A 23,607-nucleotide genomic window follows, 5' to 3' on the forward strand; every position below is an offset into this window, starting at 1 on the left:
CCTGCCTGCGGGGTCTCCCATTTCCCTCTAATTCCCGCAGGAGTCAAGTTCCTTCCGCTGCAATCCACTTAAAGTTTGTAACATGGAGTCTAATAACAAAAAAGTTTATAAAAAGAGCATACAGAAAAAACAGGAAGGAAATAACATTTCTATTTCCTGCCTGCTTCATTTTAGTGACTTATTGGACAATCCCTTTCTGTTAAGCGCCTTTTCTTATAGCTTCATGATCATTTTTCTTAAGAAAAAGGTAGTTGAAAACATGGTTTGTTTTTGCTGAAAAAATTGGATTTAAGATGAATAGTGTCAGGAAGTTGGCTGATAATCCCCAGAAGCCTTCATAAACTCCAAACGATAGGCCTGTACCATATACTGTGAATGTTACTGCTAATCCAACAAGCAGACCGATAATGGTTGCTTCCTTCGTCTGCTTTTGCCAGAAGAGGCTGAGTACGATTGCAGGGAAGATCTGAACCATCCCGGAAACACCAAGCAGCTGCAGTGATACAAGAGCTGTCGGAAATAATAATCCGAAGATTAAGGCTAAACCGATGACCAAAAATACCATACTTCTTGTAATTAGTGTAAGTTTTGCAGGCTTTACATTAGGATTGATTAAATCTCTATAGATATTATTAGCGAATAAATTCGATGCGCCAATAGCCATAATGGAACACGGAATGAGAGAAGCAAGGGCAATGGTTGAATAGGCAAGGCCCTGCGCAATCCCGCCATAGGATGTCTGAATCAGCGTCAGCAGTGCAAAACGCGGATCCGTATCTCCGGGAAGAACAAGGAATGCAATGAATCCCAAGAAGATGACAAGGATTAAAACAACATTATATAAAGGCAAAAAGATTGAATTCTTGCGAATGGCATCTGCACTTTTTGCTGTAAATACACCTGTAGCAGCATGAGCCCACATGAACAGGGCAAGAGAAGAAACAATCGCCGCACTTGAGAACCACATTAATCCTTTTGGTCCTGATTCAGGAATCGTTAAAAGCTGAGGCGCCTCTGTCACGACTTTATCAATCATCGGTGTCCATCCCCCGAAGTGAATGATAGGAAGAGATGCAACCATGAAAAGCATGATCGCCCATACAAGAACATCTTTAATAATGGCTGTGTATGTTGGACCTTTGATCCCGCTGAAAAATGTGTACAGTGCAACTAAGAAAAAAGAGGTAATCACAACCACTGTTACATTGATATAACCAGTTCCTGCAACACGTAAAGTATCCATAATGCCGCTTAGCTGTAAATCAATATAAGGAATCAGCATAAGTACGCCGACGATGGCAATTAACGATGAAAGAAGCTTGCTGTCAAAGCGCTCGCGTGCATAATCGGCAAGTGTTGTCAGCTGAAATTCTTTTGCCACCTTCCAAAGCTTTGGAAGAAAAAAATAAGCGATAAAGTATGCCAGAACAGAATAAGGAATAGCGAAAAAGGCAATGCTTCCGGCCTGAAATGCTGTACTGGTTAAACCTAGAAATGTATAAGCGGTGTATAGATCGGCACCTACTAAAAACCAGACGAGCAGTCCTCCAAATTTTCTGCCGCCAACCGACCACTCTTCAACAGAGCTTCTTGAAGCTTTATCACGTCCGGCTAAAAAACCGATTAAAACTACCGTTAAAATGATGAAAATTGTAATACTGAGTGCTGTAACATTTCCTTGCTGCATTATTCAAGACCTCCCTGTTTCTTTTGAATTCTAAAGATTCCCCACGTGCATAAAGGAGTCAGGGCGATCCACAGGAAAAGCCAGAAGTGCAGGAACGGCAGCCCGAGTATGATCGGATCAATCCTGTTTACAAAAGGAAGCAAGATAATCTGTAAAAATGGGATAAAAATAAGGATTCCAATCAAATATTGTTTTTTCACAAAAATGCCTCCTGTAATTTCATAGTTGAATGTTCATTATGATAACAAGGAAATAAGTATTGGACAAGAGGGAATTTTTAAAATTATGTAAAAATTTAATATATTAGACGAGATAGTAAGGATAATTGTGGTCTCATGGCCTGCTACGCCTCAGGTCTTAGTTCAAAATAAAGCTCAGGCTCGTTATGGGAAAATGGCAGGGAAGGTAGGATAGAGATATAGAAAGGAGGAACAGAAAATGAAAAAATTCGGTTTATTGATCGCAGGGGGTATTGCAGCCATAGTCCTGCTTGCAAATTTGGCCCCAATGCTTGCGCTGGCCATCAGTCTTGTTATCCTCTATTACTCGTATAAAGGATTCATGAAGACGGATTCAACTGGAATGAAAGTTTTCTGGGCAATCGCCGGCATCATTGCCTTATGTGCATCGGCATCGAATCTTCCAGCCGTACTTGGCGCAGTCGCAGCTTACATCCTATATGTTGTCTATAAAAAGTGGAACAACAAAGAAAAGTCATCGTTTAAAGAATCAAACGACCCATTCACTAATTTTGAAAGACAATGGGCAGAAATGAAAAAAAACCAATAACAGAAAGAGGAGAGGAAATAAATGAGTAATCTATTTACAAGAATCAAGGAAACAATCACTGCAGATTTTCACGAAATACTGGATCAAAAAGAACAGAAGAATCCAATCGCTATGCTGAATCAGTACTTAAGAGAATGTGAGCAGGAAACAGATAAGGTCCGCAAGCTAGTGGAAAGACAGTATTTATTAAAAGAAGAATTCACCCGCGAATATAAGGAGGCAGAGCACCTTACTGAAAAACGCAAGCGCCAGGCAGAAATTGCAGCACAGGCCGGCGAAACAGAACTGCACGAATTTGCAGTGAGAGAACATGACCAATATCAGGAGCGGACAGTAAGACTGAACGAGTCCCTCAAAGAAGTAACCCGTCAATTAGAAGATCTTGAACGCAAGTATGAAGAAATGAAGCATAAACTAAAGGACATGTATATCAAGCGCATGGAACTGATGGGCCGTGAAAATACAGCCCGGGCCTCTCACCGCATGAACAAAGTATTAGACAGCAGCAGCTATTCAGCCGGTTCCTATGGACGCTTTGACGAGATGGAAAACTATCTTGACCGCTTAGAGCACCAGGTCAACACAGGCTATCACCGCAATACAATTGATGGAAGAATTGCACAGCTTGAAAAAGAACTTAAAAAAGAAGATTCTATTGCACAATAAAAACATGGTATTCTAAAGAAGGCGTAGATTTCTGCGCCTTTTTAAAACAAATTCAGAACGCAAGGAGGTAAGCCCATATGCTCAAAAAAGCGAACGCTGATATGATGACGTATATATTGCTCATTGGAATCGTTCTGTTAATGCTTGAAGTCCTGTTTGATCATGGTGGGCTTATCTTTTTTCTGATTTTCTCATCGATCTGCATCTATCTTGGGAAAAAACGCCTTGCCAGAAAAACGGGAAAACTTCTCTTTTGGTTTGGCTTAATCAGTTTGGTTATCACAGTCATGAATTTATGGGCAGTCAAATTTCTGATTTTCGCAATCGCCATTTATTTATTGTTTCAATACCGTCAATCTAAGAAAACACCTGCGGTTATTACACCTGAAATAAAAGAGTCGATTTTACTGAAAAAGGAAGATGTCCTTTATAAGAAGCCATTATTCAGCAACAATGTTTTTGGTCAGCAGACTTCTGCTGAAGAAATCTATGAATGGAACGATATTAATATCCAAAGCGGAATCGGAGACACCATTATTGATCTCAGCAATACCGTTTTGCCGAAGGAAGAATGCATCATTGTGATCCGGAATGTTATCGGAAATGTGAAAATCCTTCTTCCATATGAGCTTGATGCAGCGGTTCAGCATTCTTCATGGGCCGGAGCTGTATCCATCTTCGGATACCGAGAGCCAAAGGTCTTTAATCAAGTGGTTTCGTATCAGACAAAAGGCTACGAGGATGCCGTGCAAAAGGTAAAAGTGGTGACATCTTCGATTGTCGGTGATTTAGAGGTGAAAAGGATATGAGCAGCATTTTTCGCCAAATGGCTTTAGGTGCAGCCATTTCTTTTTCTGTTCTCGTCTTCTTATCTGTCAGTTTTTTTGCCTTGTTTCCGCTGAATGACTGGAGCATCTTATGGCAAAGCGAAATGTTTGATCTTCCTTTTATCTATTTCGTTCCTGCAGTCAGTCTGCTGATAGGCATGTTTCTTGGACTGCTCTCAGGTATATTTTTGCGAAGCGATATTGTTCAGCTGTCAGATGGACTTTCACAGCTGGAGCAGGGAAAGTTCACAGATGCCGCTTTTAACCGAAAGTCAGGAGAATTTGAAAAGCTCTGGCAGCATCTGCGCAATCTTCAAAAGCATATGACAGAGCAAACAAAGCTTTCTCAACAGCTCGCAAATGAAAAAGCAGAAGAACAGGAGAAGCGCATACAGAAAATTGTTTCCGAAGAGCGCAACCGGCTTGCAAGGGAGCTTCATGATTCAGTCAGTCAGCAGCTTTTTGCCGCCTCTATGATGATGTCAGCCGTTAATGAAACAGCAGATCATCGCAGCGAGGCTGAGAATAAACAATTAAGTATGGTTGAGCAGATGATTCATCAATCTCAGCTTGAAATGAGGGCTCTGCTCCTGCATCTCAGACCGGCAGCCCTCAAGGGGAAAACGCTCAATGAAGGAATGCGGGAACTCTTAGAAGAGCTGCAGCAGAAGGTTCCTATGGAGATTTCATGGAAAATGGAAGAAATGAAGCTTGATAAAGGAATAGAAGATCACCTTTTCCGCATCCTGCAGGAATGTGTTTCAAATACACTTCGCCACTCAAAAGCAGACACACTTGAAGTGCTTTTTATTGAACGGGATGATTTGATTTTGCTTAGAGTGATGGATGACGGCGCAGGATTTAAAGTAGATGCTGCCAAAACAGGAAGCTATGGCCTGCAGAATATGCACGAGAGAGCAGCCCTCCTTGGAGGCACGATGAAAATTGTGAGTTTCCCCGGAAAAGGAACGAAGCTTGAAGTGAAAATACCAGTTGTAAGGGGTGAGAATAATGATTAAAGTTTTATTTGTAGATGATCATGAAATGGTGCGGATCGGTGTTTCCTCCTATTTAGCCGCTCAAAGTGACATTGAAGTAGTGGGTGAAGCCGATAACGGTTTTAAAGCAATCGAACTTGCTCTCCGGCTTCGTCCTGATATTATCTTAATGGATCTTGTCATGGAAGGAATGGACGGGATTGAAGCAACGAGACAAATCATTGAGAAATGGCCTGAAGCGAAAATCATTATTGTCACAAGCTTTCTGGATGATGAAAAAGTGTATCCTGCACTTGAAGCAGGTGCAACAAGCTATATGCTGAAAACATCCAAAGCAAGCGAGATCGCAAATGCAGTCCGGAATACATTCCACGGGCAATCTGTTCTTGAACCGGAGGTCACCGGGAAAATGATGATGAAAATGCGTCAAAAACCTGTTCACCACCCTCATGACGAACTGACGGCACGGGAAATGGAAATTTTGCTCCTCGTTGCAGAAGGAAAAACAAATCAGGAAATTGCCGATGAATTATTTATCGCATTAAAAACAGTGAAAACACATGTCAGCAATATCTTAAGCAAGCTTGACGTGCAGGACCGCACACAAGCAGTCATTTATGCATTTAAACATTCCCTTGTTCAATAAAGGTTGCAGGGGTACATAAGATGAGAACAAAGTGCAGATCGCAGAAGATTTGCGCTTTTTTTATTGTTTTCGGGACTTTAGTTTTATTTTTTTCTGCCGATAGTAGGAATAGAATGCCGTTTTTATAAATGGAACGTTATTTCACTAATTGAAAATAAGGGGTACTCAGATGCTGACACTTTTCTCAAAAAAACAACCGGCAGAAACATTCAATCCTGTCATGGGATTTCCTGAAGATAAACATATGGTAGTTGTTGAAGATAAAGAATTGACTTCAAGGCTTGCTTACATGGGTTATACCAATGAACAGCTCGAAACATTAAAGGAACTGAAGCCTGTTGTCATGCCTCTCCTCGATGAACTCCTTGAAACAGTGCTGAATCACCTATACAGGCAGCCTGTGCTAAGCAGGATTGCGGGGGATCACTCCACAAGAGCGCGTTTAAAAGCTGTGTTTGTTGATTATTTTAAAAGCCTGCTGAGCGGTGAAATGGATGAACGGTTCTTTGAGATGAGAAACCGCATCGGAGGCACGCATAATAGAGCGCATTTACCTGTTACATGGTTTTTGGCAACCTATTCAGCAATCAGTACTCTGCTGATTCCAAAGGTCGTTCAAGTGCTTCAAACTGAGCCGCAAAAACTCTCTGTGGCACTGCTTGCAATCACTCATGCTATAAATCTCGATTCACAGCTTGTTGTGGATCAATATATGCAAAAAAGAATGAATGAGCTGAATGAGCTGAATGAAGAAAATGTAGACCTGCAAAGGGAGCTTTCTTCTATCAGCCAGGAGATGGCAGCATCTGTTCAGCTTACGGATTCTACTATGAACGAGACAAGCTCAAAGGCTGAACAAATCAGGGAAGAAATTCAATCCACTCAAAAAAGCAGCAAAAACCTTCTGAATTTGACGAACAAAAACGAAGAGCAAATGGACGAAATGGTTTCGGCGTTTGGAGAGGTTATTGCAAAAGTGGAAAGCTCACTTGAGGGAATTGGAGACCTCAAAGGCATTTCGGACAAAATAACAAGAATGACAAAAGAAATTGAAGGAATTGCTGACCAGACAAACCTGCTGGCATTAAATGCTTCCATCGAAGCGGCACGCGCAGGCGATCACGGAAAAGGATTCGCCGTTGTAGCAAGCGAAGTCAGAAAGCTTGCAGAGGATTCCAAAAGAACAAGCAATGAAATCAACTCTTTAATCTCTAACAGCAATAAGCATATGGATACAATCGTCACCATCATGAGCTCAATGAATGAGTCCACTCAAACGTCTCAATCCCAAATCCAGCAAGTACGGAGCGGTCTTGTCACAGTAAAGATGGAGATGGAGAATTACATGGAGATGTTCAGCAGAAACACAGTCGATCTGGACGCTATTGTTGATTCCATTCAGGAAATCAATAAAACAACAGAGAGCCTGTCGAACCTGGCAAATGTTCTTCTTCAAAAAGCGGAAAGTAAGATGTAATTTTGGAAGCCTGCATTTTTATATGCAGGTCTTTTTGTTTGTTTAAAAACGAAAAGTGGCTGTTCGATAAGTCCCTAAAATAAAGAGGCTGGGACAAAAGGTTTTCAGCTAAAGAAAAATCCGAACTAATATGTGAAATTCCAACTTGAATTTCGTTTTAGTTCGGATTTTTTTCTTTGGCTCTTTTCATAAATCTTGTTGCTACAGGACTAAATGATAGAAACCTTAAGTGGATTGCAGCGGAAGGAACTTGACTCCTGCGGGAAATAGAGCAAAGTGGGAGACCCCACAGGCAACGCCGAGGAGGCTCCCATGCTCCCCGCGGAAAGGAAGTTCCTGGAGCGGAAAGGAACGGACATTATTTATCATGAAAAACAACAATTTATGCGAAAATAGCCCATTCTTTTAATGGTTTTCGCACTATTCAATGTTCGGCTTTCATTCAGGAGATTATCGTTACGTGCCAGTCTCTTTTCTATGAAAATAAGTAGTGGCGTCAGTTCCGGTAGAGCTGCCACTTTTGATTGAGCAATGTCCCAAAAGAAGGGCTGTTCAATAAGTCAGCATACTCTTTATTAGTTGAAAACAAATAAAAACAACAACAAATCACACAAAACAAATTCTTAACTCCACGTTAATATGCGCTTAACATTGTGGTTTTATATTGTATTTGTAAGGTAAATCACGAAACGGGGAGAAAAAACAATGAAAAACCATATTCTTAAGCTTTTCGTTTTACTTATGTCAATCACTTTGTTAACTGCTTGCGGATCGAATGCTTCTAACGGAAATGGAAAGGTAGAGGCAGAAGGTAAACTTACGGTATACACAGCTATTGAAGAAGAACTGATTCCAGAATACTTAAAATCCTTTGAAGAGAAATACCCGAATATTGATTTAAATATTGTTCGGGATTCAACCGGAGTTATTACCGCTAAGCTTTTAGCAGAAGGAAAAGATACTGAAGCTGATGTTGTTTGGGGCCTTGCTGCCTCGAGTCTGCTTGCGCTGGATGGAAAGGAAATGCTTGAAGGCTATACTCCAAAGGGCTCAGATAAAATTCTTCCGGAATATAAAGATTCAAATCAGCCTGAAAAATGGGTTGGAAACACAGCATTTATGACCGGGATCGTCGTAAACGAAGTGGAGCTTGAAAAGAAAAACCTGCCCATCCCAAAAACGTATGAAGATTTAATAAAGCCTGAGTACAAAGGGTTAATCGTTATGCCACACCCTGCATCATCAGGAACAGGATACTTAACAGTCAATGCATGGCTGCAGATGATGGGCGAGGAAAAAGGCTATGAATATATGGAAAAGCTGCATGAAAACATCGGTACTTACACCCATTCAGGGTCAAAGCCTGCTAAGTTATCTGCAGCAGGCGAGTATCCAATTGGAATTTCATTAGTTTACAGCGGCGTTACTCAAAAACAAGATGGTGCTCCCGTAGATGTGATCCTCCCTAAAGAAGGTTTGGGATGGGATGTTGAAGCAAATGGTCTTATTGCTAAAAATGAGATGAAAAATGAAGAAGCTGCAAAAGCTTTCTTAGATTGGGCCATTACAGAAGATGTCATGAAGAAATATTACGATGCAAATGGATTTTCAACAATGGAAAACAAGTTTGAAAAGACTGAAGCATTCCCTGAGGGTGTAGAAGACAAAATGTACAAGGACAATGACCTGAATTGGGCTGCGGAAAACCGCGATATTATCCTTAAAAAGTGGGAAGCAGAATTTGGTGAAAAAGCAGAACCAAAAGAGTAAAAAATGAGGATAGGGCGGGAACTTAGTTTTCGCCAAATCCATTAGAAAGGCTGGGGTAAAGATGCCGAATTCCTATCTGAAGGTTGAAGGAATAAGTAAAAACTTCAATCAGTTTACAGCTCTTAACAATGTATCTTTTGACATAAGGAAAAACGAATTTGTTTGTCTGCTCGGTCCGAGCGGATGTGGAAAAACAACCCTGCTGCGCATCATTGCAGGGCTTGAAGAACCAAATGCAGGTCGTGTTTATGTGAATGGAAAAGATGTGACAGAATTGCCGCCAGCTAAGCGAAACTTCGGAATCGTGTTTCAATCCTATGCGTTATTTCCAAATCTAACTGCTCTTCAAAATATTGAATTTGGACTAAAAACGCGCAAGTATCCGAAAAAAGCGGTGAAAGAGAAAGCACTGGAGGCTTTGAATCTAGTAGATCTTCTGCATGTTAAAGACAAATTTCCTGCTCAGCTCTCAGGCGGTATGCAACAGCGGGTTTCGCTTGCCAGAGCGATTGCGCTTGAGCCGGACTTTCTGCTGCTGGATGAACCTTTATCAGCGCTTGATGCAAAAGTGCGTGAAAAACTGCGCTATGAAATTCGCGCCATTCAAGAAAAGATTGGGATCACAACGATTATGGTTACGCATGATCAGGAGGAAGCATTAACAATGGCAGATCGGATTGTCGTCATGAATCATGCTCAAATCATGCAGGCGGGTACTCCACAAGAAGTGTACCATCAGCCGAATCAGCCATTTGTAGCGAACTTTATCGGCTCTATGAATTTCTTGAATTCAGACACAAACCAAATGATGGCGATTCGCCCAGAGCATGTCCAGGTTACAAATGATGACGGAGCAATTGCAGTAATTGAGTCAGTTGAATTCAAAGGTCCAGTCTATCGGGTGAAAGTGAAAATTACTGAAAAAGACTCGAAGCTGTTCAATCAGAATCTGCTTGTTGATTTATCGGCTCATATGGCGCATCGCATGGATCTTTCGAAGGGGAAATCTTTGAAGATTTCGCTGCCAGATCATCGATTGTTAGCCTACAAAGAACAGGTGGTTGTCTAAATGGAGATGCGAATGGCCAATGCTCATTCAAAGCTTTCAACGAATAAACGTAAACGGCAAAAAGCAGGATTAAATGAATGGCTGCAGCGTTTGCTGTTGATCTTCTCGCTTTTAGCTATTGCTGCTGTATTGGTGCTCCCATTACTGATGTTGTTTGTACAAGCATTTATTGACAGTGATGGAATCTTTACTGGACTGCAGAATTTTGTCAGCTACTTTCAATCGGAAATATTAGTTCAATCTCTGAAAAATACAGTCTTTGTTTCAAGCATCACGACAATTCTTGCAGTAAGTCTGGCATTTGTCTATGCATTTGCAATCACCCGGACAAATGTATATGGAAAAGCAATCTTTCGTTATTCTGCTTTGCTTCCGTTATTTGCACCAACGATGATGCACGGAATTGCCTTGATGTATCTATTTGGCAATCAAGGATTGATTACAAATGGTTTTTTCGATACGATTCCTGGTTTTAAGATCGATTTATATGGTCCAATCGGGATCATTATGGCTGAAACCATTTATACCTTTCCACAAGCATTTCTGATTTTAATGGTTGCATTATCAGGTGCCGATCAGCGGCTATATGAAGCGGCTGACTCAATGGGCGCAAGCGGGCTGAAAAAGTTTTTTACCATTACACTTCCATCAGCGAAGTACGGATTAATTAGTTCTATTTTTGTCGTGTTTACGCTCTGTTTTACAGATTACGGGGCTCCTAAAATAGTAGGCGGGCAATATAACGTTCTTGCCACAGATGTCTATAAGCAGGTCATCGGCCAGCAAAACATGGGGATGGGTGCCACAGTAGGCATGATTCTCATGCTTCCGGCGTTACTCGCTTTTGCCGTTGACCAGCTCACGCAGCGGAAACAACAAGTTGCTGGGAGTTCAAAAGCAGTTCCTTATCAAATAAAACGAAATCCTCTAAGAGACCGTTTAGCATTTCTCTATTGCTCTGGCATTTCATTAGCCGTTTGCGTCCTGTTTTTAGCTGTTTTCATTGCTGCCAGCGTGAAAATATGGCCATATAACATGACATTTACGTTAGAACATTTTGCCTTTGACAGCTTTACGGGCGATGGCTTAACAGCTTATAAAAATAGTTTGCTTGCAGCTGTCCTGACAGCGATCTTTGGAACGATCTTTACGTTCATTTTTGCTTATATGATTGAAAAATTCAGAGGAATGATTGGACTCCGGAAATTGAGCACTTTTTTATCTCTTATTCCTCTTGCAGTTCCTGGTCTTGTTATTGGACTTGGGTACATCTTTTTTTTCAGCAAGCAAAATCTATCAATCTTTGGATATACGATAGCAAATCCATTTCATTTTCTGTACGGAACCATTGCCATTATTGTCATAGCAAATATTGTTCACTTTTATTCTGTTTCGTTTATTACCGCAACAACAGCATTGAAAAAACTGGACAAAGAATTTGAGCTCGTATCAGAGTCTATGGGCGTTCCGTTTTATAAAACCTTCATGAAGGTGACGGTTCCTATGTGTCTGCCGGCCATTCTTGAAGTAGCAATGTATTATTTTGTGAACGCAATGGTGACAGTTTCAGCGGTCATATTTCTATATACAGCAGATTTTAAGCTTGCAGCAGTATCGATTGTCAATATGGATGATGCCGGAAATCTAGCCTCAGCCGCTGCTATGAGTATATTAATTGTTGCAACTAATATTCTTGTCAGGGTTACCTATGAACTGATTGTAAAATGGATGAAAAATCGTAAATCACTGAAGGAGGAAATTTAAATGGGGAAAATAGAAGGAGTCATTTTGGATTGGGCAGGAACAACGGTTGATTATGGATGCTTTGCTCCGCTTCAGGTGTTTATAGAAGTTTTTCTGAATCGGGAAGTGAGCATTACAGCAGAGGAAGCGCGCAAACCGATGGGATTATTAAAAATTGATCATATACGGGCACTATGCGAATTGCCGCGCATTAAAGAAGAGTGGGTAACTGTTCATGGTCAGGAACCGGCTGAACAGGATGTTGAGTCTATGTACGAAGAGTTTGAAAAGATTTTATTTGATATTCTTCCTCAATTTACAACCCCTCTTCCAGGTGTGGTTCAAACGATACAAAAGCTGCGTGAACAAGGTTTAAAAATTGGCTCTACCACTGGCTACACAAAAGAAATGATGAAAATTGTGGCGCCTTACGCAAAGGAAAAAGGATATTTTCCCGATTATCTTTTTACTCCTGATGATGTAAAAGCGGGCCGCCCATATCCATGGATGACCTACATGAATGCAATCGAGATGGGCATTTATCCAATGAACAAGCTCGTAAAAGTCGGTGATACCGTTTCAGACATTAAAGAAGGCATCAACGCTGGCATGTGGGCAGTAGGAGTGATTCTTGGAAGCAATGAGCTTGGACTGACGGAAGATGAAGTGAGAAGGCTTGACCAGGACGAGTTAAAGGAAAAGATGGATGAAGTCAGGGACCGTTTCTATCGAGCTGGTGCTCATTATGTGCTGAATGAATTTGCAGAACTGATTCCTTTACTGGAAAAAATAGAAAAGGGGCAGACAGAACATGAATAATCCATACTTGCTGTTAACACCAGGACCTTTATCCACTTCAAAAACCGTCCGTGAGTCTATGCTAAAGGATTGGTGCACGTGGGATAAAGATTATAACGCAATCGTTCAGGATATTAGAATGAGATTAACAGCTCTTGCAGCACCCGGTTCAGAAGAATACAGGGCTGTTCTTATGCAGGGAAGCGGAACGTTTTCCGTTGAATCTGTCATTTCAAGCGTAATCCCGAAAGAAAATGGGAAGCTCCTCGTTGCATGCAACGGAGCATATGGCGAACGAATCGCTGAAATGGCGGATATCCTGGGGATCCCTACGATCATTTATAGATCAGATGAGGAAACCGTTCTCGATATCGAATCCATACAAGAATTGCTTGAAACGAATAAAGATCTTACACATCTTGCTGTTGTACACTGTGAAACGACAACAGGAATGCTGAATCCGATTGAAGATATATGCCGTCTCGCAAAGGAGCATGGACTAATCACGATAGTTGATGCAATGAGCAGCTTTGGCGGAATTCCGATTGATGTCTCCGCCTTAAAAATCGATTATTTGATCAGCAGCGCTAATAAATGCATTCAAGGTGTTCCTGGTTTTGGATTTATTATTGCGAAAAAAGAAGAGCTTGCCAAATGCAGGGGAAATGCCAGATCTCTCTCTCTTGATTTATATGATCAATTTGAAACGATGGAAAAACATAATGGAAAATGGCGATTTACGTCACCGACACATGTTGTGAGAGCTTTTTTTCAGGCACTAGTTGAGCTTGAAGAAGAGGGCGGTGTTTTGGCAAGATATGAGCGCTATAAGGAAAATCAGCACCGACTTGTTGAGGGAATGCAGAGTATGGGCTTTGCTCCATTGCTGAATCAAGAAAACCAGTCCCCGATCATTACGGCATTTTTGTATCCTAAAGGCGCTTCGTTTACATTTGAAGGATTCTATGAAGCATTAAAGCAAAAAGGATTTGTCATTTATCCTGGGAAAATTTCTAAACTGGACACCTTCAGAATCGGAAACATCGGCGAGGTCTTCCCCGAAGATATAGATCGATTATTAACGGCAATTAAAGAGACATCATCAGAAGGGGCTGTGAAACTGTGAAAGTATTTTGTTTAGGCGGAGCTGGAAAAATTTGCAGAGAAGCGATTTTAGATTTAGTGGAGCATTCCGAATTTGAAAAAATTACAGTAGCAGATTTCAATGAAGAAGAAGGCATGAAGGTTGTTGAGTGGCTGAATGATCCGCGAGTCGATTTTGTAAAAGTGAACGTGTTTGATCATGATGATACAGTCTCCAAAATGCGGGGATATGATATTGTAATGGACGGCACCACGATAACGCTGAACGGAAAATCAACAGCTTGTATCGCAGAAGCTGGCTGCCATGGCATAAATTTAAACGGTTTTGGCGAAGAGGATTCAATGCACGAATTATTTCAGAGCAATGAAAAAACGTGTCTTCCCGGTTTTGGAATGACACCCGGCCTGACTCAAATGATGGCCATGCATGCTGCAAATCAGCTTGATGCAATAGAGTCTGTAAGAGTCAGCCACGGTTCTTTCCGCCCGATTGCGTTTTCTCGCTCAATTGCAGAAACAACGTCCTATGAATATGATCCTAATCTTCCATCACGAGTCGTTTTTGAGAATGGTGAGTTCATCCAAGTGCCTCCGTTTGCGAGACCAATGGAGATTGAGCTTCCGCAGCCATATGGAAAAGGTGTGCAGTATATTATTCCTCACTCAGAAACGAAAACACTTGCTCAAGCTTTAAAGCATAAAGACGTTCAGTTAATCGAAGTTCGAGGAACGTGGCCGCAGCAAAATATGCAGCTAGTGCGGGCATTATATGATTATGGTATTTTGCGGAATGATGAATTCATCATGAACGGTACAGAAGCAGGAATTATGGATTGTATCTCTGAATACTTATATCAATCAAAAGAAGGCTCAGAAACCGAACTCTATGGCTATGCTCTTCATATCCAGGTCATTGGCACGAAAGATGGCGAAAGAGTGGAGCACATCTTAACTCATACGCATCCTTCTTCAGATGGCACTGTCCAAGGCTGGGAAGGTTTAAGAGCCTATACCCGCAACGTAGCCATTCCATTTGCCATTGCCGCCGAATTGATAGCAAAAGGTGAGGTTAAGAAAAAAGGAATTGTGATTCCAGAGGATGCATTTGCTGATCCAGTGAAAATATTTAATCAATTAGAAAAGCGTGGTATATTTATCCATGAAGAGATCATTAAATTGGAAGAAAATAATCGTTAATATAGGAGTCTGAGGAATGTCTTTATTAGCAGAGGAAAGAAAACGAGTCATTGCGGAGCTAATAGAAAAACAAGGAAAAGTGAAAGTCAATGATCTTGCAAAGGATTTTGACGTATCAACTGAAACCATCAGGCGTTACTTAGAAGAGCTTGAAACTGAAAAAAAACTGAAGAAAGTGTATGGAGGCGCCGTAAAAATTTCTGAAGCAAAGGAAGAACCAGCACTTTTTGAACGGGAAATCATAAGAATTGAAGAAAAGCAGTGCATTGCAAACAAAGCAGTATCTTTCATTAATAAAAATGACGTAATTTTTATCGACGAGGGAAGTACAACCTTGCAGATGGTCAGGCCTTTATGTGACTGTTCAAATGTAACTGTCATTACAAACTCCTTTCCAGTTGCGTCGCTCTTGATATCATACGCCAATAAGAAACTGTTTGATGGAGAGGTCATTTTTATCGGCGGAAGTGTGAGAAGCAAGCATTACCGTTCCTCTGGAGCGTTGGCGGAGCAAATGGCGAAAGAATTTTACGTAAATAAAGCGTTCATTTCAATAGACGGCATCTCAGCTGAGGATGGAATTACCTGCTTTGATCTCGAGAAATCGGTTTTGTCAAAAATACTCATTCAAAATGCAAAGGAAGTTTACGTTTTAGCTGACAACTCTAAAATTGATGAACGCGCCAACTATAAAATGGTTCCTCTTGAAAAAGTGGACAAAATTATCTCAAATGATAATCAGCCGAATGAATGGGATGTTCCTTGCGATTGGATTCAATGTTAAAAAAAGTCGACCGGATTTGGTCGACTTTTTTATTATTATTATTTTGACTGCTCAGCAATTTTAACAAGCTGCTTACCTAAATTCGTTCCTTCAAACAAGCCAAGGAATGCCTGCGGGATCTTCTCAAAGCCGTACACGATGGTCTCTTCATATTTCAGCTTGCCTTCCTGCAGCCAGCCTGCAAGTTCTCTTGCGCCTTCGCTGAAGCGGGAAGAGAAATCGCCGACTACGAATCCCTGCATGAGGACACTTGATTTGATCAGGGTTGTTTCAATGCGGGGACCTAAGTCAGCGCCGTCTGAATTATAAGTTGAAATCGCACCGCACACTGGAATTCGCGCAAATTTATTCAGCAGTTTATGAACAGCTTCGGAAATTTCTCCGCCTACGTTGTCATAATAGACATCCACGCCATTTGGGCATGCTTCTCTAAGTGCTTTTCCTACATCTTCTGTTTTATAATTAATAGCAGCATCAAATCCAAGTTCATCAATTAAATACTTGATTTTTTCATCTGAACCCGCAATGCCCACAACTCGTGCACCTTTAATTTTTGCAATTTGGCCAACTGCAGAACCAACTGCTCCTGCCGCACCTGAAACAACGACTGTTTCGCCTTCTTTAGGTTTGCCAATATCAAGCAGACCGAAATACGCTGTTAATCCAGGCATGCCTAGGATGCCAAGATAGGCTGAAATGGGTGCGATGGAAGGGTCAATTTGACGGACCTCTTTTTCCCCTGCCACAGAGTATTCCTGCCAAGGAAGATTGCCGATGACGATATCCCCCTGTTTTAATTTGCTGCCTTTTGAATCGACAACCTCGCCAACAACTCCGCCTGAAATCGGTTCATTCAGCTGAAAAGGCGCCACATAGGATTTGCCTTCATTCATCCGGCCTCTCATATATGGATCAACTGATAAATACAGAGTGCGGATGAGGACTTGTCCTTCCTCGGGTGTAGGCACAGGCACTTCTGCATATTGAAACGTCTCAGCTGTTGGTTTTCCTGATGGACGATCTGCAAGCAGTATTTGTTTTTGTGAATACGTCATTTTTTCATCCTCCTGATATCGTTTTTATTAACGTATCACCTTGCAGCGTACAAGGCAAAGAAAGAGCCTTTTAAAATGTTCTTATGAAGAAGAAAGAGGGAATAACATGATTACAATAAAACGATTGGATTCTATAAAGACTGAAGAAATATCAAAACTTTTAGAGGAAAGTAAACGGGAGGGATTTCGTTTTCTGGAAAGACTCGCTGCTGATTATCAATCAGGTGATAATACGTTTCAAAAGCCAGGTGAGATGCTGCTGGGTGCTTTTATTAATGAAACACTGATTGGCATCGGAGGCATAAATCAGGATCCATATTCACAAAATGAAAAGGCTGGGCGCATAAGAAGATTTTATGTTTCAAAAGAACATAGAAGACAAGGTGCCGGCGAACTTATATTAAGAGCTCTTTTAAAGGGAGCTGAAGAATTTTTCGATGTTGCTGTACTAAGAACCGATACTCAGGAAGCGTCCCTGTTTTACAAGCAGGCGGGATTTATAGAAGATGATCGATTTGAAAACTCAACACATTATTTAGATTTGATGCGAAAGGAGGACATTTCATGAAAACGAAGGACGAAATTCGCCTGGATAAATGGGACAGGCTTGAAAAAGAGAAACTTGGGGGATTTCCGTTTCCTTTGAAAAATAGAATTCCGAATTTTAAAGGGGCAGCGCTGCGGCAGAATATGCCGCGCAGCTTGAAGTATATAAGAAAGCGGAAGTCATAAAAATAAATCCTGATGCGCCGCAGCTTCCTCTTCGTGCCCGTGTCATAAAAGACGGAAAAACACTCCTCGTGCCGACTCCGAGGTTAAAAGCAGGCTTTATTATGCTGAAAAGAGAATGGGTCCCTGATGGGGAAGAGCGCAGAGCTGTCAGCTTAAAGAATATTAAACAATATGGGAAAGAAGTTCCGTTATCAGAGCTGCCGAGGGTTGACTTAATTGTGGCCGGATCTGTCGCTGTTCATAAAGACGGAAGAAGAATCGGCAAAGGTGAAGGGTATTCAGATCGCGAGTATGCCATCATGAGGGAGCTTGGAAATCCTCATGTTCCGGTTATATCAACGATTCACAGTATTCAAGTGACAGAGGAAGAGTTTGAAGTGGATACATATGATTTACCTGTTGATTATATCGTTACAGAGCTCGGTGTGATGGAAACGAACACACCATACAGCAAACCGGACGGGATTCACTGGGATAAGGTGACGGAAGAGGAAAAAGGAGAGATGCCGGTTTTAAAAGAGATTTGGGAGCTGACGAAAAATACCTAAATTTCAGGCAGTTTTCACGTTTCTGCTTTTTTGTTAAGATAACATGTACTGCAAAAGAGCATAGAAGATTAGTAAGGAGAGACGAGCATGAGTTCGAATAAAGACGAATTAGCAAGAGGACTGAAATCAAGGCATGTCACCATGATCGCCCTTGGTGGTGCGATTGGGGCCGGCATCTTTCAGGGAAGCAGTTCATCCATTGAGCTTGCGGGACCCGGTGTCATTTTATCTTATTTAATAGCGGGTATTATTTTATATTTTGTCATGCAGGCAATGGCTGAAATGGCTGTTCAGCAGCCTAAAGCGAAAACATTGAGAGATTTGATTCAAACGGTTCTAGGTCCATATGCAGGATTTTTTGCAGGATGGATTTATTTCATCAGCTGGATGCTGGTTATGGCGGCAGAAATGGCAGCTGCGGCTGGTTTTTTGAAATATTGGTTTACAGATACGCCGCTATGGCTGCTGTCATTGATTGTTTCTATCTTAATTACTGTTATTAATTTGTTTGCAGTTAATATATTTGGAGAGACAGAGTACTGGCTTTCTGCTTTAAAGGTATCCGTGTTAACCCTGTTTATATTACTTGGAGGAGTTTTGATTTTTGCAGGTTTTAATGGAGAAAGTGCTGCAGGATTTGGAAACCTTACTGAGCACGGCGGATTTCTTCCATTTGGGATATCAGGTATTGCTGCTTCCATGCTTGTTGTCATGTTTTCATTCGGCGGCACCGAAATGATCGGGATGACGCTTGGTGAAACAGAAAACCCGGAAAAGGTTATTCCAAAAGCAGCACGCAGCGTTATTATACGTATTTTAGTCTTTTACGTCCTTCCGATTCTTGTCATTGTCAGTCTGATGCCATGGAATGAGGTTGGTAAACAAAGCCCGTTTGTCACGGTATTTGATACGCTGGGTATTCCATATATCGGAGGATTTATGAATTTCGTCCTGCTGACTGCCGTGATATCCGCGGCAAACACCGGGATGTATGCTGCATCACGTCTTCTGTACACACAGGCTTTGGACGGAAACGCACCGAAGTTTTTCTCGAAGTTATCTTCTAAACGTGTGCCTGTCAGAGCGCTGCTTGCGAGTACTTCATTCTTATATATAGGAGTGATTGTTGCTGTATTTGCTGAAGGTGAAACATTTGGCTATCTAATGGTCGTACCCGGATACGCGATTTTAACCATTTGGATTTTACTTACAATTGCTCATTTGAAAAGCAGAAAACCAGGTGTAGCTCTAAAAGGATTTTTCGTGAAAAGCTATCCATATACATCATGGTTTTCATTAATCGCGTTACTTGCCATTCTGGTGGGGATATTAATAACTTCTCCGCCAATCGGTACGATAATCACTCTGTCTATATGTATCATTTTGACACTGATTTATCTGTTTGGTGCAAAAAAATAATCCAGGGGGCCCCTGGATTATTTTTATTATACTTTTTGACTGGAGGAACTGGCTGGATCAGGACAATCCTTCTTCTTGTAAACAAAACGGTATAGAAGGAATAGGATAATCGCTAATCCGACAGCAATCATAATATAAGTCTGCATATCTGACATGAAAGCAGAAATCGATTTTAGATTGCCGATCTGTCCAAGCCAGAGCATCGTAATATTCAGTGGGAATACCCCTAAAAATGTAAGTCCGGCAAATGGCAAAGCCTTCACTTTTGACAGCCCCGAAACGTAAGAAATATAGTTGCCGATTCCTAAAGGACGTGCAATTGCAATGCTCCAAAGACCGCATTTTTTGAACCAGCGTTGTGTTTTCTCGAAGGTTTTTTTCTTTTTGGTCAGCTTCTTTTTCATTTTATGCTCTAATTTATATCCAATCCAATAAGGAATAAAACTGAATACCGTGTAAACCGCACTGCCTAAAAAGGCAATCCAGATTAATTGGAGAATCGATAAATCCAGTAAATAGCCATACGCAAGGGTTATAAGTGAACCTGGAAAAGGCAGGGATGAGGCTTCAATTGCAAGACCCGCCATAAGACCCCATATTCCAAACTCCCGCAGCAGATTTATGATGAAATCCAACATGAGATCTCTTTTCTCCTCTCTTTCGTCTTCTTACTCTGAAAATACCCGCTTCCATAAATATCAAACTGGTACATTAAGGAGAAAATCAATCCGGACAGAACTTTTTCTTTCTGCGGCAGACGCGCATGGCATTTATTTCACCTCCAAGCAGAATGGAGAAGGCAGTGAAATAAAGCCATATAAGCAAAATAATAATGCCTCCCAAACTTCCATAAGCAGCGTTAAAGGCTTTGAAATTATCAACGTAAAAAGAAAATCCATAAGAACTGATGCTCCAGAGTGATGTTGCTAAAAGTGATCCGAAATAGATATCAAAAAACCCGAGCTTTTCATTTGGCGCAAAATAATAAAGAGCGAGCAAAACCAAATTAATCATAAAAAATGAAATGATCCACCTTGCCTGATTCAACAGCGGATTTATATTTTCAAGAAAAGGTGCGTAGCGGGTCAGGGTGTCAATGATGACTTTTCCGAATACTGGAAGGAGCAGGGCGATTGTAATCGTAATAATAAGTCCTGCTGCCAAAAGCAGAGCATCTATGCGGACTTTGATGTAAGCACGGGTTTCTTTAATCTCAAGCGCCCGGTTGAAAGCCCGAATTAAAATATGCGTTGCATTGCTTGCAGACCAGAGCGCCGCTATTACACCGAATGCAAGTATGTAGCTGTTTGTTTCCCCAAACAGACTTCTAATCTGTTCTGTAAGCAGCTCAGCCGTTTCAGAAGGCACGTAGTGATTAATCCACGTTAATAGTGGTGTGACATCGAGCGAAAAATAAGGGAACATGGCGATTAAAAAAATTAGCAGCGGAAAAAGGGACAGTAAAAAATAATAGGCAATAACTGCTGATAAGTCGTTTAATTCGTGCTGGTGAATTCTTCTTAGCAAATCTTTCATAGTCGACCTCCCTATAACCTTTTTAATTTCCCCGTGAGATATATTGGATAAACGTAAAAAGAAAAAGAAAAGATGACAAAATGCAAAAAAAAGCTACCTCTTTAAAAGAAGCAGCCCTCATTTACATGCTAATCTCTGTCTCCACGCCATAATGATCTGAAACGACAGGTTTATGGTCACCGTTGAAAATAACCTTTGATGACAGCACTTTAACCTCATCACTTGATAGAATCAAATCAATGCGCAAATCTTGTTTATTTTCATCCCATCCGGCAATTTTGCCTTTAACGGTTATGCCTGAATCCTTATCTTCAGCGAGTGTATACGTATCATATAAACCGTTTGATAGAAGATAATCATATCCTTCATCTCTTATTTCAGCGCTGTTATTGAAGTCACCCATTAAGAAGAACGGATGAGATCGGTCGAGCTTTTGAAGAAGAGAATCAAGCTGGAATTTGCACGGTTCTTCTTCGTCATGCCACCAGCCAAGATGACATGAGTAGAAGGAGACCAGTTTATCATTGTATTTGATGGTCGCACGAACGATCGAGCGTGTTTTCCAGTATGAGGTATCTTGTCCTTTTGTCACGCAGAAGACCTCTGAATCCACGATAGGATGTTTAGTCAGGATCGCAAGACCCTCTTCATACCCAGGGTATCCGATATGGGCAAAACCCCAAACGAGCTCATAATCGGTTACCCCAAGCTGTTTTAATTCATCGAGAAGAACTAACGCGTAATTGTTCTTTTTAACCTGATCATAGACGATGGCTTCATTTTCAAGCTGACTGACCTCCTGAAGGGCAATCACATCAAATGATTTTTCCTGGATCGTTTTAGCCAGCGTTTTGATTTTCTCCATCTGGTTTTCTTCTTGCCAAGAGTGACAATTAAGCGTTAATAAGTTCATGGTTAAGCTCCTAACGTATCTTGAATATCAGATTTTAAAACATCTGCTTTCGGTCCGTAGATTGCTTGTACACCTTTGTCTTTAATGATCAAGCCAAGAGCGCCATTTTCTTTCCATTTCGCTTCGCCTGCAACTTTGCCTGAATCTTTTACTGTAACACGAAGGCGTGTCATACATGCATCTACATCTTCAATATTAGCAGATCCGCCAAGCAAAGTAATGATAGCAGATGCTTGTGAATCGCTGTTTACTGCAGCAGTGCCTTTAGCAGCAGGCTCTTCAGAATCGATGTAGTTTCCGTTGCGTCCCGGAGTAGGGAAGTTGAATCGTTTGATCATGAAGTTAGCGATTCCAAAGTTTAGACCGAAGAATACTAAACATGCGAGAACAAAGTTCACAATATCCATCCATAAACCAGCTTTGATGATCATTGGAGTACGGGTTAAGAGCTCAATGAAACCAAATGAGTGTACACGGATGTCGATAATATCGACAATCGCAAAAGCAAGACCTGTTGTAATAGCGTACACAATATATAGAAGTGGAGCAGCAAACATGAACATGAATTCGATAGGCTCAGTTACACCTGTTAAAAATACTGCAAGACCTGCAGATAAGAACATTGATTTATATTTCGTGCGTTTGTCTTTGTCAACATTGCGGTACATAGCATAAGCAATACCGATAAGTGAAGCTGTAGAAAGAATCATTTGTCCAACTTTAAAGCGTGCTGGAGTAACATCGTTTAACAATTGGTTATAGCTTGCAGTATCTCCTGCAGCTAGGAAGTTATTTAAGTCGGCAATCCATGCAAGCCATAAAGGATCCTGACCTGCAACTGTTGAACCGGCGCTTCCGCCAGTTAAGATTTCGTAAGTTCCGCCAAGAGACGTATAGTTCATCGGCACTGTCAGCATGTGATGCAGACCGAACGGAAGAAGCAGACGCTCAAGCGCACCGAAGATAAATGGTGCAACAACTGGAGCTGTGTTGCGTGAAGTTGCAATCCATTGACCGAAGTCATTTAATAGACCTTGAATAAATGGCCAAACTAGAGATAAAACGACAGCGGTTACAACAGATCCGCCGATAACTGCGAAAGGCACAAAGCGTTTGCCGTTAAAGAACGAAAGTGATTCCGGCAGTTTGTTGTAGTTGTAATATTTGTTGAACAGGTTTGCACCAAGGAAACCTGCAATAATACCTACAAATACTCCCATGTTTAATGCAGGAGCACCTAAAACAGATGTGAAGTAATCTTTAACAATTAATTCTTGTCCGAATAAAGAGTTTACAGTAGCTTCCGGATCTGCAAGCATAGCAGAGTTAACGCCGAAGATTGCTCCTGTAATACGGTTAATTAGTACGAATGCGATTAATGCAGCGAATGCTCCGCCAGCGCGTTCCTTAGCCCAGGAACCCCCGATGGCTACTGCAAACAGGATGTGAAGATTGGTAATGATGCCCCAACCGATGTCTTCCATTACTCGTGCAATCGTTTGCACCAATGTGATGTCTCCGCCTGACATGGCGATTAACTTGCCGAGTGAGATCATAATACCGGCTGCTGGCATAACTGCTACAACAACCATTAAGGCTTTACCGAATTTTTGCCAGAAATCAAACGATAATAAGTTCTTCATCTTTTGCCCTTCTTTCCCTTAATAAATATAATTTTTGTAAACGAATTCATTACTAGGCAGAATTGCTTACTAATTTTTAATAAATAGATTCGTGCAACTATGAGTGCAACTATGTGCAATCGCTTGCATAAACCTATTTTAAATAAAGGGCTTTCATATTGCAACAAAAAAATGATAAGTTTTTCATATTTTTATAGAATATCTTT

24 protein-coding genes are annotated in these 23,607 nt (G+C 41.1%); 17 read left to right on the forward strand and 7 right to left on the reverse strand.

Features of this window, described 5'->3' with window-relative positions:
• Positions 1–199 precede the first annotated feature (199 nt).
• Together AC3ISE_RS02660 and AC3ISE_RS02665 are read right to left on the reverse strand one after the other, a co-directional pair.
• Complete coding sequence (locus AC3ISE_RS02660; RefSeq protein ID WP_489222944.1) at positions 200–1,687, reverse strand: sodium:solute symporter family protein; 1,488 nt, start codon at positions 1,685–1,687, stop codon at positions 200–202.
• Positions 1,687–1,887, reverse strand: coding sequence for a DUF3311 domain-containing protein (locus AC3ISE_RS02665; protein ID WP_070879644.1), 201 nt, complete (start codon positions 1,885–1,887; stop codon positions 1,687–1,689). The genes AC3ISE_RS02660 and AC3ISE_RS02665 overlap by 1 nt, the downstream gene beginning before the upstream one ends.
• A 238-nt stretch (positions 1,888–2,125) precedes the next feature.
• On the opposite strand from AC3ISE_RS02665, the gene AC3ISE_RS02670 reads away from it, so the two are divergent.
• From AC3ISE_RS02670 to AC3ISE_RS02730, 13 genes are all read left to right on the forward strand, one after another.
• A complete protein-coding gene (locus AC3ISE_RS02670) occupies positions 2,126–2,476 on the forward strand; it encodes a lmo0954 family membrane protein (protein ID WP_489222945.1) in 351 nt (116 codons plus the stop codon).
• A 21-nt stretch (positions 2,477–2,497) separates the two neighbouring features.
• Positions 2,498–3,142: a PspA/IM30 family protein gene (locus AC3ISE_RS02675; protein WP_309193784.1), complete on the forward strand. Its 645-nt coding sequence runs from the start codon at positions 2,498–2,500 to the stop codon at positions 3,140–3,142.
• Positions 3,143–3,219: 77 nt separating this feature from the next.
• Complete coding sequence (gene liaF / locus AC3ISE_RS02680) at positions 3,220–3,951, forward strand: cell wall-active antibiotics response protein LiaF (RefSeq protein ID WP_489222946.1); 732 nt, start codon at positions 3,220–3,222, stop codon at positions 3,949–3,951.
• The gene (locus AC3ISE_RS02685) at positions 3,948–4,988 is read left to right on the forward strand and encodes a sensor histidine kinase (protein ID WP_489222947.1); all 1,041 of its coding nucleotides are present in this window, start codon (positions 3,948–3,950) and stop codon (positions 4,986–4,988) included. Before liaF ends, AC3ISE_RS02685 begins: the two co-directional genes overlap by 4 nt.
• Positions 4,981–5,613 carry a response regulator transcription factor gene (locus AC3ISE_RS02690; RefSeq protein ID WP_191556551.1) on the forward strand — a complete coding sequence of 211 codons (633 nt, stop codon included), beginning with the start codon at positions 4,981–4,983 and terminating at the stop codon, positions 5,611–5,613. Before AC3ISE_RS02685 ends, AC3ISE_RS02690 begins: the two co-directional genes overlap by 8 nt.
• Before the next feature lie 169 nt (positions 5,614–5,782).
• Positions 5,783–7,090, forward strand: a complete 1,308-nt coding sequence (locus AC3ISE_RS02695) for a protoglobin domain-containing protein (RefSeq protein ID WP_489222948.1) — start codon at positions 5,783–5,785, stop codon at positions 7,088–7,090.
• 705 nt (positions 7,091–7,795) lie between these two features.
• Entirely contained in the window at positions 7,796–8,860 is a 1,065-nt protein-coding gene (locus tag AC3ISE_RS02700) for a putative 2-aminoethylphosphonate ABC transporter substrate-binding protein (protein ID WP_489222949.1), read from the forward strand.
• A gap of 61 nt (positions 8,861–8,921) precedes the next feature.
• Positions 8,922–9,929 carry an ATP-binding cassette domain-containing protein gene (locus AC3ISE_RS02705; protein WP_489222950.1) on the forward strand — a complete coding sequence of 336 codons (1,008 nt, stop codon included), beginning with the start codon at positions 8,922–8,924 and terminating at the stop codon, positions 9,927–9,929.
• 6 nt (positions 9,930–9,935) lie between these two features.
• Positions 9,936–11,693 carry a putative 2-aminoethylphosphonate ABC transporter permease subunit gene (locus AC3ISE_RS02710; protein ID WP_489224244.1) on the forward strand — a complete coding sequence of 586 codons (1,758 nt, stop codon included), beginning with the start codon at positions 9,936–9,938 and terminating at the stop codon, positions 11,691–11,693.
• A complete protein-coding gene (gene phnX / locus AC3ISE_RS02715; protein ID WP_489222951.1) occupies positions 11,694–12,491 on the forward strand; it encodes a phosphonoacetaldehyde hydrolase in 798 nt (265 codons plus the stop codon).
• Entirely contained in the window at positions 12,484–13,596 is a 1,113-nt protein-coding gene (gene phnW, locus AC3ISE_RS02720) for a 2-aminoethylphosphonate--pyruvate transaminase (RefSeq protein ID WP_489222952.1), read from the forward strand. The genes phnX and phnW overlap by 8 nt, the downstream gene beginning before the upstream one ends.
• Entirely contained in the window at positions 13,593–14,771 is a 1,179-nt protein-coding gene (locus AC3ISE_RS02725; protein WP_489222953.1) for a saccharopine dehydrogenase family protein, read from the forward strand. The genes phnW and AC3ISE_RS02725 overlap by 4 nt, the downstream gene beginning before the upstream one ends.
• A 16-nt stretch (positions 14,772–14,787) precedes the next feature.
• On the forward strand, positions 14,788–15,555 hold the full coding sequence (locus AC3ISE_RS02730) for a DeoR/GlpR family DNA-binding transcription regulator (protein ID WP_489222954.1): 768 nt from the start codon (positions 14,788–14,790) through the stop codon (positions 15,553–15,555).
• A gap of 38 nt (positions 15,556–15,593) precedes the next feature.
• Here AC3ISE_RS02730 and AC3ISE_RS02735 read toward each other — a convergent pair whose 3' ends face one another.
• On the reverse strand, positions 15,594–16,610 hold the full coding sequence (locus AC3ISE_RS02735; protein WP_489222955.1) for an NADP-dependent oxidoreductase: 1,017 nt from the start codon (positions 16,608–16,610) through the stop codon (positions 15,594–15,596).
• A 106-nt stretch (positions 16,611–16,716) separates the two neighbouring features.
• Between AC3ISE_RS02735 and AC3ISE_RS02740 the strand changes: the two genes are divergently transcribed.
• The 4 genes from AC3ISE_RS02740 to AC3ISE_RS02755 all read left to right on the forward strand — a co-directional run bounded on the left by AC3ISE_RS02740 (position 16,717) and on the right by AC3ISE_RS02755 (position 19,309).
• Entirely contained in the window at positions 16,717–17,178 is a 462-nt protein-coding gene (locus AC3ISE_RS02740; RefSeq protein ID WP_489222956.1) for a GNAT family N-acetyltransferase, read from the forward strand.
• Positions 17,175–17,342, forward strand: a complete 168-nt coding sequence (locus tag AC3ISE_RS02745) for a hypothetical protein (RefSeq protein WP_489222957.1) — start codon at positions 17,175–17,177, stop codon at positions 17,340–17,342. Before AC3ISE_RS02740 ends, AC3ISE_RS02745 begins: the two co-directional genes overlap by 4 nt.
• 2 nt (positions 17,343–17,344) lie before the next feature.
• Positions 17,345–17,890 (forward strand): 5-formyltetrahydrofolate cyclo-ligase, encoded by a 546-nt coding sequence (locus tag AC3ISE_RS02750; RefSeq protein WP_489224245.1) that lies wholly within the window; start codon positions 17,345–17,347, stop codon positions 17,888–17,890.
• An 87-nt stretch (positions 17,891–17,977) separates the two neighbouring features.
• Positions 17,978–19,309, forward strand: coding sequence for an amino acid permease (locus tag AC3ISE_RS02755; RefSeq protein WP_489222958.1), 1,332 nt, complete (start codon positions 17,978–17,980; stop codon positions 19,307–19,309).
• A gap of 26 nt (positions 19,310–19,335) precedes the next feature.
• Here the strand turns inward: AC3ISE_RS02755 and AC3ISE_RS02760 are convergent, their stop codons facing one another.
• From AC3ISE_RS02760 to AC3ISE_RS02775, 4 genes are all read right to left on the reverse strand, one after another.
• Positions 19,336–19,947, reverse strand: coding sequence for a DedA family protein (locus tag AC3ISE_RS02760; protein WP_489222959.1), 612 nt, complete (start codon positions 19,945–19,947; stop codon positions 19,336–19,338).
• 85 nt (positions 19,948–20,032) lie between these two features.
• Positions 20,033–20,845: a YihY/virulence factor BrkB family protein gene (locus AC3ISE_RS02765; protein WP_489222960.1), complete on the reverse strand. Its 813-nt coding sequence runs from the start codon at positions 20,843–20,845 to the stop codon at positions 20,033–20,035.
• Positions 20,846–20,966: 121 nt separating this feature from the next.
• Positions 20,967–21,758, reverse strand: coding sequence for an endonuclease/exonuclease/phosphatase family protein (locus AC3ISE_RS02770; protein ID WP_489222961.1), 792 nt, complete (start codon positions 21,756–21,758; stop codon positions 20,967–20,969).
• A gap of 2 nt (positions 21,759–21,760) precedes the next feature.
• Positions 21,761–23,401, reverse strand: coding sequence for a PTS transporter subunit IIBC (locus AC3ISE_RS02775; protein WP_489222962.1), 1,641 nt, complete (start codon positions 23,399–23,401; stop codon positions 21,761–21,763).
• Between the last annotated feature and the right edge of the window lie 206 nt (positions 23,402–23,607).

Source organism: Metabacillus sp. KH_069 (assembly GCF_057838075.1).